Genomic DNA, 16,523 nt, shown 5'->3' on the forward strand with positions numbered 1-16,523 from the left:
AGTGCTATCATCCTTTCGTACCTTATTAATAATGCTGCACTACAAGATTCTATGTTAATGCCCCGTAAGAGGAAGCTCTCCCATACAAAGATTTGAGAGAGCTTAAACCACTTAATAAGTTTTTCGAAATTTTTCACACCTGGATTAATATCAGACTTTCTCGCTTTATTTTTGCCGCCTGCTTTGTCGACCACCCTTTAACTTCATTTAATCCGGAATGGAGAGCCGATACAGCTGGTCGTCATTTCCTTCCGGATCGCCGCGACCGTCTGTATTATTACTGATGAAAAAAAGCAACTCATCTGCTATCTCAACATCACGAATGCGACCAAAACCTGAGATCACTTCTCGCTGTTCTTCGGTCTCAAGATCAAATGCATACACAGCTGATCCCCTTAGTCCTGCGACATATAGTTTCCCGTCATAGTAATCCATTCCAGAAGGGGCCCAGGTCTCTTCATCTCCAGAAGTAAATAGCGGTGTTCTCATCCCTTCTTCTTCCTCATTGCCTTCAATGATCGGCCAGCCGTAGTTTTCACCCGCTTCTATCTGATTGATCTCATCATTTGCATCGCTGCCGTGTTCGCTTGCGTACATCGTCCCGTCAGACGCCCAGGTCAGCCCTTGAGGATTTCGGTGACCATAACTGTAAACATAAGAATCTTGATACGGGTTGTCCTCCGGTATCGATCCATCAAGGTTCATTCTCAAGATTTTGCCCGCCAGCGAATCCAGATCCTGTGCCAGTTCGGGTACAGAAGCGTCACCGGTCGTTGCGTAGAGCAAACCGTCAGGTCCGATTTTAAGTCGGCCTCCATGATGTACTCGCCCACTTGGTATCTCATCAAGCAATACACTCTTTTCTGTCCACACCTCTTCGTTCAACTCTAAGGTAATGACCCGGTTCAACGGCCCGTTACTGTCTTCGTAAGTGTAATATGCATAGGCTAAGTTATTTTCTGAAAAGTCGGGATCCAGTACGAATCCCAGTAACCCTGCTTCTGGAACTAAGGAAAGGTCCTGTTCCAGCTCCACTTCCTGCCTTGTCGCTTCTCCATTTTCTATTCGTATGATGGTTCCGGTTCTCTCTGTCAAGAAGAAGGTCTCTTCCTCTTTTTCGATCGTCCAGGGTATCTCGAGATTTTCTGCGACGACCTCTGGTTCTTCGATTATTTCTTCTTGTTCTTCTTGTTCTTCTTGTTCTGCCTGTTCTTCCTGATGCTCTTCTTCCTCATTTCTCTGTTGTTCTTGCCCTTCTTCCCGCTCTTGCTGACCATCATCATTTCCCTGTTCACTTGAAGTGATCTCCTGACCGTTACTTTCAGTTGTTTCATCTGTATCCGCACAGCCAGAAACCATTATCCCTGAAAGCAGGCATAAGAGGATTAGTTTCATTATTCTCCACCTCTTCCTTCATTACCATAACAGTGAGTTTTCTTTAAGTGGCGGTTCAAAACGAGTTAAGTCTGTCCAATCGATCGGGTATACTTTGACAGCGGTCTCAAAACACTTCGCAGCATGTATTGAACACCTTTTTTTTCATAAGAAAAGTCATTAAAGTTTCCAATGATGTAAGACTCTGTTTCGGGGTGATAAAACATAAATGCCCCTGTGGCACCTGCAGCTCCCCAGGAATTTAAGGCTGCGGGCATCAATAAAGGTACGGTTTTTATCTTCCAGATGCCATAGCCATAGTCAATACCTAAACCGAATTTTGCAGTAGTATTCTTCATATCTTCAAGAGTATCTTTTGTCACTAGTTGATAGTTCACTAATGCTTTCATGAATTTTAACAGATCTTCGTTAGTAGCCACCACTCCACCACCTGAATAATCCAGACGGCCATATCCTTCCCTATCATTTAATCTGGTTTCTTTGATAAAAAAATCAGCTGTCGGATACTGGGATATTTCCGCTGGTGCAGAATAGTGCAACATGTATGAGTGTCTCATATCAAGCGGTTCAAAAATATATTTAGTTAAGGCCGCATGAAAGGGTTCACCTGTAATCCTTTCAATGATCAAACCCAGCAAATGGTAATTTGTATCTGTGTATTTAAAACCTTTCCCGGGAGGAAAATGGGGTTTCGCATTCTTCTTGACCCACATCACGGATTTTTCTGGAGATAAATTCAGACTCTGATCCTTGACCAGCTTATCCAGAAGGATCCTGAAATCATCAGCTAGCCCTGATGTTTGATTTAAAAGATGTCTGATTTTAATTTCTTCCGTATAGTCCTTTCCTTTGTACAGATGCAGCCCCTTTATCAGTTCCGATTGCAGGTGTTTAGACATAGCATCATCAAAAGACAACTCCCCCTTTTCAACCAATAGACCAATAATAGTTGAAGTAAACAGTTTGCCTACACTAGCCATATAGTGTGGCTGCTGTGGATCGGCAGGTACATTACCCGTGGCTCCTTCTGCAATATTTATGTGGATCCCTGCCTTTTCTGAATGAACCAGTAAATAAGCATTCTTAAGTTTTTTGTCTTTTTGTACTTTCCTTCTAAATGATCGGTCTATCGATGTGGTTAAATCATCCTTATTCATATATCACGCGCTCCTTTCTGTTAAAGAGTAAACGTCGTCTTTCCTGATTTAAGTCGTTAATTATTTAAGTCTGATTCTTAACATATTTAAATACTGCACTTCTTAACTGAAGCTGAAAAATGTTACAAATAACAAAAGCATTCGACTTGTGCCTGGCTATTCAAAACTTCAAAAATGTAAGCCATAAAAAAATGAATAACTCCAGACAATCTTACTCATTGGTGTCCTTACACCTTTAACGTATAACATGATAGGAATCTGCGCTCTTTTATAGCTGTACTTATTCTCTTAGTGCTTTAAATCCTGAGATGATATCATTTAATTCTTCCGTAATGCTGGTTTGTCTTTGTCGTCTGTATAAGTCGTTCAATTCCTTTAATTGATTTTCTATATTTTTTTCTGCAGATTGCATCGATGCCAGCCGGCTTGCATTTTCCGATGCCAAGGAGAAGCAAAAGGCACGGTATAATGTGATGAAAAAATATTCTCTTATGAGATCCGAAATGATTGCCTGCTTTTCCGCGAAATAAGCAGGGACGACCTTTGATTCCCATTGCACTTGATTCTTTGACAACTCCACTAAATCGATCGGAAAAAGTAATTCTGTATTTTCCTCAAACATGGAAGTGCTATCCGGCTTGTTATAATACAGCACAATTTTTTTTACAGCCATTTCATCTCGCAGTTCATCGATTTGAACGAGTAATTTGTTTACCATGGAATAAATGGTGTCTGTTGATTGTGGCTGCATAAAAGTCTTGTAAATAGTCACATCATTTTTCAATCTCTGAAATATCTGCTGCCCAATGACGATCACTATATCACCCGAATCTTGGGATACATGCTCCAGGGCAAACAAACTAATTCTCTCATTGACCCTGCCAGCAAGGCCATGGTCTGATCCGAATACAACGTGAAGGATATTGCCCTTTTCAACTTCTTCAGATGGCACGATTTCTTCTTCCGATAAAACAATAAATAGAGACATATCCAAGATGTGCCGATATTCCATGGAGGCTTGGGCAGCGTGTTGAAACTGATTGATGTTGACCGATGCATGTACTTTCATCGTATTTACAATGGCTCTGAGACTTTCTGCGGAATCTATGCTCTTCTTTAACCCCTGTAACCCCTGCATTAGATATCCATCTCCCTTTTAAGCAGCTCGTTTATTTTCTCTATAAACGTATTTTTCACATCATCTTTCAGTTTTTCATCGCTTAATAAATGTCTGCGAAATTCATCGTCTTCTCTCACAGCTTTTCTTATATGTTCTTCTGCCTCAACAATTCTGTCCAGCGCCACCTCGTCAAGCACCCCCATGGTGACAGCCATCAATACACCTATTTGTTCTGTCACTTCGATTGGAGCATGCTGCGGCTGATTTAAAATCTGGCGTATTCTCCATCCCCGTTCAAGCGTTCTTCTGGTCGAATCATCCAATCTTGTCCCAAAACTCGCAAACGATTCTAACTCTTCGAACTGAGAATAGGTGAGTTTTAACGCACTGGTGATATTCCGGTATGACGGAAGCTGGGTTTTGGCACCGATCCTGGATACAGATAACCCTATCTGGACTGCCGGGAGGTTACCTTTCTGGTAGAGCCTGGGTGAAAGATATATTTGCCCATCCGTAATCGAAATAAGATTTGTGGGGATATATGCAGATAAATTTTCTGCCTGGGTCTCAATAATTGGCAGCGACGTAATACTGCCTCCCCCCAATTCGTTTTTTAAGTGGGTAGACCGCTCGAGAAGTTTAGAGTGGATATAAAAAATATCTCCTGGATAGGCTTCTCGTCCGGGTGGCCGTTCCAGCAAAAGAGACAGTTCCCTGTAGCCCCTTGCATGACTAGTTAAATCGTCATAAACAATGAGTACATCTCTGCCTTTTTCCATAAAATATTCTGCTAAGGATATAGCCGCATATGGGGCTATATATTGAACGCCCGCAGGATCTTCGGATCCCGCGACCATAACGATCGTATTTTTTATCGCATCCTTTGCTTTCAGCGTTTTGATAATTTTTGACACAGATGTGATCTGTTGTCCGATCGTACAGTATATACACACCACATCAGTGTCTTTTTGATTAATGATCGTATCGATTGCAATCGTAGTCTTTCCGGTCTGTCTGTCACCAATGATCAGTTCTCTTTGACCTTTGCCTATAGGCACAAGGGAATCGATGACTTTCAAACCTGTTTGTAACGGCTCCAGTACAGGCGCTCTTTTCACGATCGATGGCGCTTTTCTTTCCAATGGAAGAAATTTTTCCGGGGTCACAGAACCCTGGTCATCCAGTATTTTCCCCAAAGGGCTAATGATTCTTCCTAAAAACTCTTCTGAAACCGGTATGTCAGCCACTTTATGTGTCCGTTTCACTTTTTGACCTGCTTTAATGTCATCATACCCTCCAAGGAGTATCACACCTATATCATTATAATCCAGATTCGATGCCAACCCCATCGTCCCATTCGGAAAGGCTATCAGTTCTTCATTTTTTACATTAGTCAGCCCTTTAACCCGAGCGATCCCACTGTCGATCGAAACTATCGTCCCGCTCTCCTCTATATTGACCTGCTCAAGATTCTTTGCTAAGGCTTTTTCTACGGATTCTTCCAAAGCATTGAACTGATTTTCTAACATTGGAAGCACTCCTTATCCGTTACTGTCAAGACTCTTAATGATTTCTTTTTCTATCTCAGTTAAGTAGTTCCTGATATTAGTATGAACAGTATAGGTTTCTAAAAATAATTCATAGCCTAAGATCAATTCGGGATCTGTTTCATAATGTATTTCTTCCAGGCTTCTCAACTGTCCCTTTAAAGCTTCCTCGATCGATGTCTTTTCGTGCTGCGACAGGTCTCGATAGGAACGCACTTGCACGTGCTGTTCTTTTTTTAAATCCTCCAGATCAGGTATGTTTTGCTTTACATTCCTTAAATTAAGAATAAACGTATTAAAGACTTCGCTTTCAAGTTCCTTGTAAGAAATCATATTTAAAATATGAGCCGCTATTTTAACAGCACTTTCTCCTAAGTTTTGTCTCAGGCGGCGTTTAAAATTATCCTTCTCGTCTTCGATTTCTTTTAAATAAGCATGCCGCTTACTTTCAGCTTCCATTATATAATCGTTTAACAGACGTTCTCTTTTTTGCTGTGCTTGTGTTCTAGCATCGTCTAAAATATCGACTCTCTCTTTTTGTATATTTTCTATCTTTTTTTCATACCTGTCCATCAGCTTTTGTGCTTCCCGCATTTTCCTATCCGCTTCAATCTGCGCTTTTTGGATTCGCTCCTGTCTTTGTTCCATCACCTTCAAAACTGGTTTGTAAAGTAACCTCTGTAGAATAAAAAGAATGATAAAAAAATTGATAATCTGCGCAATGATTTCGAACCAGCTTATCGTCATAATATCATCCTACTACCATCGTCCAGAACGGATTCGCAAATAATAAGATCATAGAAATGACAAAGCAGTAAATCGCAGTCGATTCGATCATTGCAAGGCCTACAAAAAGAGTTCTTGAGATCGTGTTTGCTTCATCAGGTTGCTGGGCAATAGATTTCAAAGCCTGTGTCACAGCATGTCCTTCCCCGATAGCCGGCGCGATGGAGCCCACCGCTATCGTTAAGCCTGCCATGATAATTGAAACCATGCCTATCAAGCCAATATTATCCATCATTACTCCTCCTTCAATCTTCATCTCTTGTTTCTTTTTTAGTAGCTGATGCAATGTATACGATGGCAAGGATAGCGAATATATATGCTTGTATAACACCTGTCAGCAGACCGAGCGCCTGGATAACGACCGGAAAAAAAAGAGGGACAACACCTAATAAGATAGCCGCAATAATACTTGTACTCAATACGTTTCCATAAAGACGAACAGCCAGCGACAGTGTTCGTGATACTTCGCTTATGATATTAAATGGCAGCATGATAAACGTAGGCTTTATATATTGCTTTAAATATCCGGCAAAGCCTCTGTCATCGATGCCATATTTGGGTACGGCCATAAACACACATAGCGCTAAAGCGACCGTAGTATTCAGCGACCCTGTGGGTGGGATAAAGCCCGGCACAATGGACAGCACATTGGACACAAGTATGAATATAAATAGTGTGCCTATAAATGGAAGATACTTGCCTGGCTCCTGTTGACTGATTTGTCTGATCTGACTGTTGATGGTTTCGATCAATGCTTCCAAAATATTTTGTCCTTTGGAGATTTCGCCTTCTACTTTTAAATTTCTTGTGAACATATACGATATGCCGGCTAAAAGAATCATTATGATCCACGTAAATACCAATGTTGCAGTAATTCTTGCAAATCCCCACTCAACGTACACTATTTCACTTGGATCGATATTCATTCAGTGTCCCCCCTTTCCTCTTTTTCTATCGTTTTCTCTACTTTAAAAATCATTATTAAACGCACGAATAGCATCCCCAACAAGGTATATATTATCCCCATGTATCCACTTTTCGATACGTAAAATAGTACACTCAGCAGGACAGTCATCCGGAGTATAAGACTGACGGTCATAAGAAGGGCCGGTCGTTTCACTTCCGTTAACTTTTCAACCGTCCAATAAAGCCCACCAAAGAAAGTGATGCCCAAAATTATACCAATGAAAAATTCAGTCATTGTGATCCTTCCTACCCATCTCTGTTTTTTCTTTTATCCAACGCCATGCGTTAAGCGAACCTATAATGACACCTAAGAATAAGAGCGTAATCGTCCACGAAAAACTATGAGTGAATCTTCTATCTAAATAGATGCCTAGGGCAGTGCCCAATAATGTTGGTATCGAAATGGACCATCCAACGATCCCAAAGAGGTTCAGCCCGAACATGATTTCACTACCTTCATCCTGGGCTTTCATTTTTTTGTCAGCATCACTTTTAACTGATTTTAGAAGTTCTTCTTCAGTTGACTCTTTTTTCTTGTTCAACAGTATCCCCCTCTACGTATCAAGTTCCGCAAATCTCCGGATCGTCTCTGTTTCCAAACTTACAAGTACTTCCCGAGCTTTTTTTTCTTTTTCGTCTATTTTTTTGAACGTGTCTTCTACTGTCTGACTCAACTCGCTTAGAGATTCTCCGGCAATCGCCTGCATGGTAGCCAGATATACGGTTGCTCCCTGTTTGACCGCTACGCCATGACTGACCGCAAAATAAAGCTCCTTCTCTGCATTTACCTGCAGAATACCCGGCCTTAAAATCCAGGTAGCGTCTATATGTTTTGGAAGGATCTGGAAAACACCATTGGAGCCTGGCGCTGTGATTTTTTTCACATCTATATCTAAAATTGTTTTGTAAGGTAGATTGATTTTAAGTCTCATTTTTTTCTCTTTTCTTTTTTCGCTCTTCCGCCTCTTCTATACCGCCAATCATATAAAAATCACTTTCTCGGTAATCTTGGAACTCGTCATTTAATATCCGTTCGCAGCCATCAAGAGCATTTTCGAGTTCCACCAACCGGCCCTCGCTTCCCGTGATGTCTGCTGTCGTAAAGAACGGCTGTGTCAAAAACCGTTCCAATTTTCTTGCCCGCTGTACCACACTGCGGTTCTCCACAGAGAGTTCTTCTATGCCTAACATAGCAATAATATCTTTAAGCTCTTCGTAAGTTGCGAGAGTCTTTTTTATTTCGCGTGCGATCGTATAATGCTTCTCACCTACAATTGCCGCATTCAGCATATTTGAGGAAGAACTTAAAGGATCGATCGCCGGGTAGAGACCTTGGCTTGCTCGTTTTCTTGACAGCACAATGGATGCCGATAGATGGGAAAACGTGTGCGTTGCACTCGGATCGGTAAAATCATCTGCCGGCACATAAACAGCTTGAATCGAAGTAATTGCACCGGATCTCGTACTAGAAATCCGTTCTTCCAGTTCCGCCAGTTCGCTTGCTAACGTAGGCTGATAGCCGACTCTTGAAGGCATCTTGCCCATAAGGCCAGAAACTTCCGAACCTGCCTGTATGAACCGAAATATATTATCGATCAGAAGGAGGACATCTTTTTTTTGAACATCCCTGAAATATTCCGCCATGGTAAGAGCTGCATGCCCCACCCTGAACCTTGCACCAGGCGGTTCATTCATCTGAGCAAAAATAAGGACAGCATTGTCTAATATTTTAGCTTCTTTGACTTCTCTGTACAGTTCTTCTGCCTCTCTTGATCTTTCACCAATACCGCAAAACACACTATAGCCTTTTGTTTTTTTTGCAGTATTATTTATCAGCTCAGTGATCAAAACTGTCTTTCCTACACCGGCTCCTCCAAATAGCCCCGCTTTTTCGCCTCGAGCCAGTGGTGTAAGAATATCGATGACTTTAATGCCCGTTATAAACAGTTCATTCGTTGTGTTTCTTTCGGAAAAAGGGACAGGTCTTTGATGAATCGATTTTGTCATTGCCTTTGATTTCCCTTCACCATTTAAGGTATTTCCAAAGACATCGAACATGCTACCTAAAATCTCTTCACCTACAGGAACTTTTATAGGCGCCCCAGTATCCTTTACTGTATCCCCTCTGGAAAGCCCCGAAGTAGAAGTCAAAGCAATTGAACGAACGGTAGAATCATTGATATAAGATGCAGCTTCCATGATCACCTGATCGTCTGCTCCGGTCACAAGTTTATTGTTGATAAATGGTAACTCGTGCTCAAACACAACATCAATGATGCTTCCTCTGATACTTTTTATATAACCAAGATTTTTATCCATAAAGTATCATCCTCGATAGTGTACTCATTTTATCATATTTTTGTAAGCGCTTTAAAAATTATCCAATATTTTATACAAAAACCTTATCACCTATTCATCAGATTTGTCAAACAAATGGGTTCTAAAAAAACGTGTCAGCAAGCTCGTTAGAACTCACCAACACGATTTATCATGATCTTCAGTATTCGATTTTGATCCTTTATCTTTCAGCCTTTTTGCATTACCTTGTTAACAGTGTGACACTCTCAATATGACTCGTCTGCGGGAACATGTCGACAGGCTGTACTTTCTGTGCGGTGTAGCCACCTTCAACGAGCAGGGCCAGATCGCGGGCGAGTGTGGCAGGGTTACAGCTGACGTAAATCATTTTCTTCGGCTTCATTGTAAGAACAGCGTCGACAAACTGTTCATCGAGCCCTTTTCTTGGTGGATCAACGACCAGTAAATCTGCTGAACGCCCTTCCTTGCTCCATTCCAGCATCACGTCTTCGGCTGCACCGACTTGATATGTGACGTTTTCCACACCATTGAGCTCGGCATTGCGCTTGGCGTCTTCGACAGCCGGTTCAATCACTTCTATGCCGTAAACTTCTTTGGCTTTTTCAGCCAGTGCCAGGGTGATCGTGCCGATACCGCTGTAAGCATCGATGACGGTTTCTTCTCCCGTCAATTCAGCAAACTCGATGACTTTGCTGTAAAGCACTTCGGCCTGAGGCGTGTTGACCTGGAAGAATGAACGGTGAGAGATCTCAAAGGTGTGATCCAGCAGTTTGTCGTGATACTTGTCTTCCCCGTGCAGCACGATAACTTCCTGTCCCAGAATGACGTTCGTTTTCTTAGGGTTTACGTTCTGAACGATACTGACCACGTTCGGCAATTCTTCAAGAATGTCCGGAACGATCTTGCTGACTGGGAACAGTTTCGGTGTACGGGTTACCAGTACGACCATCATTTCGCCGGTGTGGTAGCCGCGACGGACCAGGATATGACGCAGATTTCCGGTGTTGTCTTTTTCATTGTAAGGCTTCACGTTATAGGTGCGCATGATGTCACGTACCGTCACGATCGCTTTGTCGATCTCAGGATCCTGGATCTTGAAGTCTTCCATCGGGATCAGGTCATGACTGTTCTTTCGGTAAACACCGGTTTCCAGCTTTCCTTTGATTTTTCTGACAGGAACCTGAGCTTTGTTGCGGTAACTAAAAGGATTCTCCATGCCGATGACGCCATAGACAGGTACATCCGGCAGCTTAGCGATCTTCTGCATGACGTTTTCCACTTGGCTTTTTTTGAATGCCAGCTGGCCTTTATAAGAAAGGTGCTGCAGCGGCATCGTGCCTGTCTGTGCGTAAGCCTTATCTTTGACTTCCACACGGTCTGGACTCTGATCGATGATTTTCGTCAGTTTGCCTACACCAAATGACTTGCCGATTTTGATGACTTTGAATTCAATGGTTTCTCCAACAAGAGCACCTTCGATGAACAGCGGATAGTGGTCGATTTTGGCCACGCCTAATCCCTCATGCGTCAGATCGACGATCTCCCCCTGATAGGTCTCATTCTTTTCTACTGGTGCTTTGAAATTCTGTTTGTTCTTACTCATGGTATTCTCCTTTTTTTCGCTTGTTTGCGATGACGTCTCATTTGAAGTATACAGGTTTCCTGTAAAAGACGAAAGCGCACAGGTTTCAGGCTGTGCGCTTTAATTATTCTTCTTCCTTATCTTGCAGTTCCATGACGCGTTTTTTGAATTCTTCTTCTTTTTCTTCAGTCATCAAGTCTTGGGCGCTGATGGACAATTGCATCCGGTCCAGATCTGTCACGATCTCCAGATGCTGCTTATACATCGTGAATTCTGCAGGCGCATCCCCGCCGTATTCCCCGTCGATATTGATCATCAGCTGCTGGTCGTTCTGGGTTTCAGCTTTGACGTAACTGGTTTTTTTATACAGCACTTTGGGATGCTGTGTATGTCTGCCGTCATTCATCAGCAGTGTGATCAGACGCAGGATCTCGGCAAAGTTCGTCGTTTTCACAACGATCAGTGTGAACTTCCCGTCACCCAGCATCTTGTCCGGGGCGATTTTTTCAAATCCGCCAACTGAATTTGTCAAGGCAACAAATATCAATGAGGCGACCCCTTCATAGATGCCTTCATCATAAGTTATTTTGACTGGTACTTTACCTACACGAGGGAGCAGTTCTGCCCCTTTGACAAAGTAGGCCAGCGAACCGAACAGTGATTTCATATTCGGCGGCACGTCATAGGTGACTTCGGTCAAAAACCCCGCTGCGCCGATATTCATAAAGAATTTGTCATCGGATTTCGTCTTGACTCTTCCGATATCCATATGCACCGTCTGTTTTTTATGAATAAGCTGGGCGGCTTTGACATAATCATAGCGCGGGATCTTAAGTGCTCTGGCGTAGTCATTGGTCGTACCAGCTGGAATGATGGCCAGCTTGGGACGATGAAGATGGGGAGACATACCGTTGATCACTTCATTGATGGTGCCATCGCCACCCGCCGCAACGATCAGATCAAATCCGTCTTTGGTACAGCGGTCTGCTTCTTTCTGCGCACTGAGTGCTGCTGCTGTAGTGCAGAAGGCACTGGTATCATAACCGGCTTTTTCATATTCATTTAAGATGTCCGGCAATTGTTTCTTTAATGTTTCACGACCGGATGTCGGATTGTAAATCAAACGCGCACGTTTTCTCACCGTCCATCCACCCCCTTTTTCTTAACGCTCCTAGCGTTTGTCCATTTCTTCTTTCAGAAGTTTGTTGACCACGCCAGGATTGGCTTTTCCTCTCGTCTGTTTCATGACGTTTCCGACTAAGAAACCTAGTGCACGGTCTTTGCCGTTTTTATAGTCTTCGATAGACTGTTCGTTCTGATCCAGTGTTTCAGAAATGATCGGCAGCAGTTTAGCCGGATCACTTAACTGGACCCAGCCTTTGTCTTCAACTAATGCTTTCACATCATCGCTGCCTTTGGTGATGAGTTCTTTGAAGACTTTCTTGGCGATCTTGGAAGAAATGGTTCCGTCAGCGATCAGCTTGATCATTTCAGCCAGTGCCTTAGGCGTCAATTGTGTATCATGCAATTCTTTATGTTCACTGTTCAAGTAGGCAGAGACTTCGCCCATCAGCCAGTTGGATGCCTGCTTGGGATCCGCTCCGTGATCGACCGTTTCCTGGAAGAAATCGGACATTTCGACTGTCGCAGTCAATACGCCGGCATCATATTCAGGCAGCTTATAGTCTTTCACGTATCTTTCCATACGTTCTTTCGGCATTTCCGGAAGGGACGCTCTGACGTCATCGATCCAGTCATTGCTGATCTCAAGATTTGGAATGTCCGGTTCCGGGAAGTAACGGTAGTCACTTGATCCTTCTTTGACACGCATAAGAATCGTTTCGCCTGTGGTTTCGTCAAAACGTCTGGTTTCCTGCTGGATCGCTCCACCGGCATTCAGGATTTTTTCCTGACGCTTGATCTCATGTTGCAGACCTTTTCTGACGTTATTGAAGGAGTTCAGGTTTTTAAGCTCAGTCTTAGTCCCAAATTCTTCCTGTCCGACTGGTCGCAGTGAAATGTTGGCGTCACAGCGCATGGACCCTTCCTGCATTTTTACATCGGATACGCCTGTGAACTGAATGAGCTGTTTCACTGTATCCAGATAAGCCTGCGCTTCTTCAGGCGAGCGCATATCCGCTTCAGACACGATTTCGATAAGGGGCGTGCCCTGACGGTTCAGGTCCACATAAGAAGAGCCGTCATCCCCATGCGTGTTTTTACCTGCATCTTCTTCCAGGTGAACACGTTCGATACGTATCTTTTTCTTTTCGCCTTTGACATCGATTTCGATCCAGCCGTCATAACCGATCGGCTGGTCAAATTGTGAGATCTGATAAGCTTTCGGGTTATCCGGGTAAAAGTAGTTTTTACGGTCAAATTTTGTTTCGTTTGCGATGCTGCAGTTCAATGTCAGCGCCGCTTTCATCCCGAATTCGATCGCCCGTTTATTGACGACCGGAAGGACCCCTGGGTGTCCCCAGTCGATGACGTTCGTATTCGTATTCGGTTCAGCACCAAAATGTGCGGGAGACGGGGAGAACATTTTAGAATCCGTTTTTAATTCCACATGCACTTCTAATCCTATAACTGGTTCTAAATTCATCGCTTATTCTCCTCCTTTGAATGATGGTTTTTTCTCATGATGATCAGTAGCTTTTTCGTAGGCATATGCTGTTCGGTAAATCGTCTGTTCATCGAAATGCTTACCGATGATCTGCATCCCGATCGGCATGTCTTCAGAAAAGCCACATGGAATGGACAGTGACGGGACGCCTGCCAGATTGACTGGAACAGTTAACACGTCTGCCATATACATAGCCAGGGGATCATCGATTTTTCCGCCGATTTCAAAAGCTGTCGATGTCGTTGTCGGTGCGACCAAAACGTCCACATCTTCAAAGGTCTTTTCAAAGTCCTGTCTGATCAGGGTACGGGCCTGCGCCGCTTTTTTGAAGTGGGCATCATAGAAACCGGAACTTAATGAGAATGTCCCAAGCATGATCCGACGTTTCACTTCCAGTCCGAAGCCTTCTGAACGGGATTTAACGTAAATGTCTTCTAGCGACCCGATGTTTTCTGAACGGTAGCCGTAGCGGATGCCGTCGAAACGCTGCAGGTTACTTGAGGCTTCTGAAGAAGCGATGATGTAATAAGCGGGAATACCATATTTGGAATGCGGCAGGCTGACTTCTACGATTTCAGCGCCCATCTCCTTATATAGTTCTAGTGCTGCACGTACCGATTCCACGATGGCGGTTTCTTTGGCATCTTCATGGAAGTATTCTTTCGGCACACCGATGCGCAGGCCTTTGACGCCTTCTTCGATTCCTTCTGTGAAATCGGGTGTGTCCCCGCGGTAAGATGTGCCATCTCTGTCATCTGTTCCGCTGATGACGTTAAGTACCAGGGCATTATCCTTGACTGTACGGGTAAACGGTCCGATTTGATCCAAGCTTGATCCGAACGCAATGAGACCATAGCGGGAAACGCGGCCGTAAGTCGGTTTCATACCTACAAGACCAGTGAAGGACGCTGGCTGTCTGATCGAGCCGCCCGTATCCGAACCAAGTGAGACCGGAATTTGACCGGCTGCAACCGCGGCTGCCGAGCCGCCGGACGAACCACCGGGAACTTTAGAGAGATCCCAAGGATTGCGTGTCACTTTCAGCGCAGAATTTTCCGTTGACCCGCCCATGGCAAATTCATCCAAGTTCAGCTTGCCGACAGAAATCATCCCCGCCTGCTTAAGTTTTTCAACGACCGTTGCGTCATAGACAGGAACGAATTCTTCCAGAATTTTCGAAGCCGCTGTTGTTCTGATTCCTTTGGTAGAGATGTTATCCTTGATCCCCACAGGCAGTCCACTCAGGACATTGTCAGGATCGATGCCTTGTTCATCAGCTTCTCGTGCCGCTGCCAGAGCTTCTTCTTTATTTAAAGTCAGAAACGCTCCGACCCTTTCATCCGTCTCTTCAATATTTGCATAGACAGATTCCATCAGCTCGACGGCTGTCAATTCTTTGTTCACTAATTTTTCGTGCAACTCTTCTAAAGTATGAGCTAAAAAATTCACTACGCTTCACTCCCCCCGTTATCAAACATGGCAGGTACTTCAATGTAGCCATCTTTTCGTGTTTTAACGTTTTTGAACAGTGCTTCTCTGTCCGTTCCTTGTTGAACCTTATCTTCTCTCCAGACATTCTTTTGAGGCAGACCGTGATACGTGCCTTCGACACCTTCTGTATCCAGTTCTTCCAGTTGTTCGACCATGTCGACGATCCGATCCAGCTCTTTCGTGAATGTGTGAATGGATTCTTCTTCTATTTCAAGTTTTGCCAGTTTAGCCACTTGCTTGACTGTTTCTTCGTTAATAGCCATATGATTCTTCCTTTCGTCTGTTTGACTGCGCTGCTGTCATCAATTGAATATATACACATCATAATCTTCCTGATCAGCTTCCCGGTTCAGATAAGATTCCATACCGTTCAGTGACTCCACATTTATCTGCGTCGATACATTGCCCGGCAGATAGGTTTGACCAGCTTCATTCAGGAATTGGGTGAAAGCAATGATCTCTCCTTTGCCGTAAAACTGAGTTGTAACGGTTATTTCCAGATTCATCAGCTGGTCCTCAATATAATGACCCAGGCCGGTCACGCCGCTGACATTCGGGAAAAAGCTTTCTACTTCTGACCTGAAGTTGGCAAAGTTGTTTCCTTCTGCACTCTGCATACCTTCCAGCGGGAACACGATGCGGTCTTCATTGATCATTGTCCAATCCGACACCGATGCTTCTCCGTCTTCGACTAACCCTTCAGCGATAAAGGTGCCGGGAGCCAGATCGTCCTGTGTCGACTGTTCATACAAGCCGATCATTACGGGAACATTTTCCAGTCCTTCGATATTTCTTATGCGGGAGGCCACCTCCTCGCCAATTCTCTGGCCTTCTTCAAGGACCTCTTCCCGGGAGATATCCTGCTGGTACACTGCCCCATACTGTTCGAGGCGGTAATAATCAACAGAATTCAGGGCCAGTCCTATGCTGACTCCAGCCAGTTCCAGACCATTGTCTGTCTGAACATAAAAATTCTGTTCAAGGATCGAGTTCAAGACATTCGGTACACGCTCTTCACCCTCTTCGCTGTCAGCTTCTGGAGGATTGAGTCCCTGCATCTGTTCATCGATCTCTTCCGGTTCTGTGGTTTCTTCGCCATCCTCTTCATTTTCATTTTCTTGAGGAAGCTGTTCTCTTCTTAACCAGCTACTGACCAGGTCGGAAGACAGGTATTGACCTTCCTGGAAAAAATGGTTGTCTGTAGGGAAGTAGGTTTGGGAGTGGCGCATCAGGTCGATCTCGAACATGCGCATGTTAACACTGGAATTCAGACTGCGTGTGATCCCTCTGTTCTGACTCGGTGCATACGTCCCTTCCTCTGTGATGACGGGTCTGTAATAGTCCGCATCCACCTGTTCTTCTATCGTGGTGACTTCATCTTCGTCCAGCTGGTTTACCATTTCTTCTGTCTGACTCTCTCCCTGACCTGGGCCATTTGGATCAGTACTGTCCGGGAAAGCACTGCAGGCCGCAAGAAACACAGCTTGAGCAATTACTAAACTGAGAACTGATTTCTTTTTCACTTGTTCTCACT

Annotated in this window: 17 protein-coding genes; all 17 read right to left on the reverse strand. The window is 44.0% G+C overall.

The genetic code is table 11. The annotated features are described in order from the left end of the window. Window positions 1-207: 207 nt before the first annotated feature. Window positions 208-1,395 carry a PQQ-dependent sugar dehydrogenase gene (locus tag BM049_RS05640; protein WP_245751870.1) on the reverse strand — a complete coding sequence of 396 codons (1,188 nt, stop codon included), beginning with the start codon at window positions 1,393-1,395 and terminating at the stop codon, window positions 208-210. Window positions 1,396-1,460: 65 nt separating this feature from the next. Further along, entirely contained in the window at window positions 1,461-2,552 is a 1,092-nt protein-coding gene (locus tag BM049_RS05645; protein WP_091529374.1) for a serine hydrolase domain-containing protein, read from the reverse strand. 280 nt (window positions 2,553-2,832) lie between these two features. After that, complete coding sequence (locus BM049_RS05650) at window positions 2,833-3,690, reverse strand: F0F1 ATP synthase subunit gamma (RefSeq protein WP_091529375.1); 858 nt, start codon at window positions 3,688-3,690, stop codon at window positions 2,833-2,835. Further along, window positions 3,690-5,201, reverse strand: coding sequence for a F0F1 ATP synthase subunit alpha (locus tag BM049_RS05655; protein WP_091529377.1), 1,512 nt, complete (start codon window positions 5,199-5,201; stop codon window positions 3,690-3,692). The genes BM049_RS05650 and BM049_RS05655 overlap by 1 nt, the downstream gene beginning before the upstream one ends. A 12-nt stretch (window positions 5,202-5,213) precedes the next feature. Next, window positions 5,214-5,966, reverse strand: coding sequence for a F0F1 ATP synthase subunit B family protein (locus BM049_RS05660; RefSeq protein WP_091529378.1), 753 nt, complete (start codon window positions 5,964-5,966; stop codon window positions 5,214-5,216). A gap of 4 nt (window positions 5,967-5,970) precedes the next feature. After that, window positions 5,971-6,240, reverse strand: coding sequence for a F0F1 ATP synthase subunit C (locus BM049_RS05665; protein WP_218147219.1), 270 nt, complete (start codon window positions 6,238-6,240; stop codon window positions 5,971-5,973). A 10-nt stretch (window positions 6,241-6,250) separates the two neighbouring features. Further along, entirely contained in the window at window positions 6,251-6,931 is a 681-nt protein-coding gene (locus BM049_RS05670; protein ID WP_091529381.1) for a F0F1 ATP synthase subunit A, read from the reverse strand. After that, window positions 6,928-7,206: an ATP synthase subunit I gene (locus BM049_RS05675; protein WP_091529383.1), complete on the reverse strand. Its 279-nt coding sequence runs from the start codon at window positions 7,204-7,206 to the stop codon at window positions 6,928-6,930. The genes BM049_RS05670 and BM049_RS05675 overlap by 4 nt, the downstream gene beginning before the upstream one ends. Then, a complete protein-coding gene (locus BM049_RS05680; protein ID WP_177188607.1) occupies window positions 7,199-7,513 on the reverse strand; it encodes an AtpZ/AtpI family protein in 315 nt (104 codons plus the stop codon). The genes BM049_RS05675 and BM049_RS05680 overlap by 8 nt, the downstream gene beginning before the upstream one ends. 12 nt (window positions 7,514-7,525) lie before the next feature. Continuing rightward, the gene (locus BM049_RS05685) at window positions 7,526-7,903 is read right to left on the reverse strand and encodes a hypothetical protein (protein ID WP_091529386.1); all 378 of its coding nucleotides are present in this window, start codon (window positions 7,901-7,903) and stop codon (window positions 7,526-7,528) included. Further along, window positions 7,893-9,290, reverse strand: coding sequence for a F0F1 ATP synthase subunit beta (atpD, locus tag BM049_RS05690; RefSeq protein ID WP_091529387.1), 1,398 nt, complete (start codon window positions 9,288-9,290; stop codon window positions 7,893-7,895). Before atpD ends, BM049_RS05685 begins: the two co-directional genes overlap by 11 nt. Window positions 9,291-9,510: 220 nt before the next feature. Further along, entirely contained in the window at window positions 9,511-10,893 is a 1,383-nt protein-coding gene (gene rlmD, locus BM049_RS05695; protein WP_091529389.1) for a 23S rRNA (uracil(1939)-C(5))-methyltransferase RlmD, read from the reverse strand. A 103-nt stretch (window positions 10,894-10,996) separates the two neighbouring features. Beyond that, complete coding sequence (locus BM049_RS05700; protein WP_091529391.1) at window positions 10,997-12,013, reverse strand: diacylglycerol kinase family lipid kinase; 1,017 nt, start codon at window positions 12,011-12,013, stop codon at window positions 10,997-10,999. Between the two features lie 30 nt (window positions 12,014-12,043). Then, a complete protein-coding gene (gatB, locus tag BM049_RS05705) occupies window positions 12,044-13,477 on the reverse strand; it encodes an Asp-tRNA(Asn)/Glu-tRNA(Gln) amidotransferase subunit GatB (protein WP_091529392.1) in 1,434 nt (477 codons plus the stop codon). A 3-nt stretch (window positions 13,478-13,480) separates the two neighbouring features. Beyond that, window positions 13,481-14,947 (reverse strand): Asp-tRNA(Asn)/Glu-tRNA(Gln) amidotransferase subunit GatA, encoded by a 1,467-nt coding sequence (gatA, locus tag BM049_RS05710; RefSeq protein WP_091529394.1) that lies wholly within the window; start codon window positions 14,945-14,947, stop codon window positions 13,481-13,483. Continuing rightward, window positions 14,947-15,252 carry an Asp-tRNA(Asn)/Glu-tRNA(Gln) amidotransferase subunit GatC gene (gatC, locus tag BM049_RS05715; protein ID WP_091529395.1) on the reverse strand — a complete coding sequence of 102 codons (306 nt, stop codon included), beginning with the start codon at window positions 15,250-15,252 and terminating at the stop codon, window positions 14,947-14,949. Before gatC ends, gatA begins: the two co-directional genes overlap by 1 nt. Before the next feature lie 39 nt (window positions 15,253-15,291). Continuing rightward, the gene (locus BM049_RS05720) at window positions 15,292-16,512 is read right to left on the reverse strand and encodes a CamS family sex pheromone protein (RefSeq protein ID WP_091529397.1); all 1,221 of its coding nucleotides are present in this window, start codon (window positions 16,510-16,512) and stop codon (window positions 15,292-15,294) included. Window positions 16,513-16,523: the final 11 nt, after the last annotated feature.

The sequence above is a fragment of the Alkalibacterium subtropicum genome (assembly GCF_900112455.1).
Classification (GTDB): Bacteria; Bacillota; Bacilli; order Lactobacillales; family Carnobacteriaceae_A; genus Alkalibacterium; species Alkalibacterium subtropicum.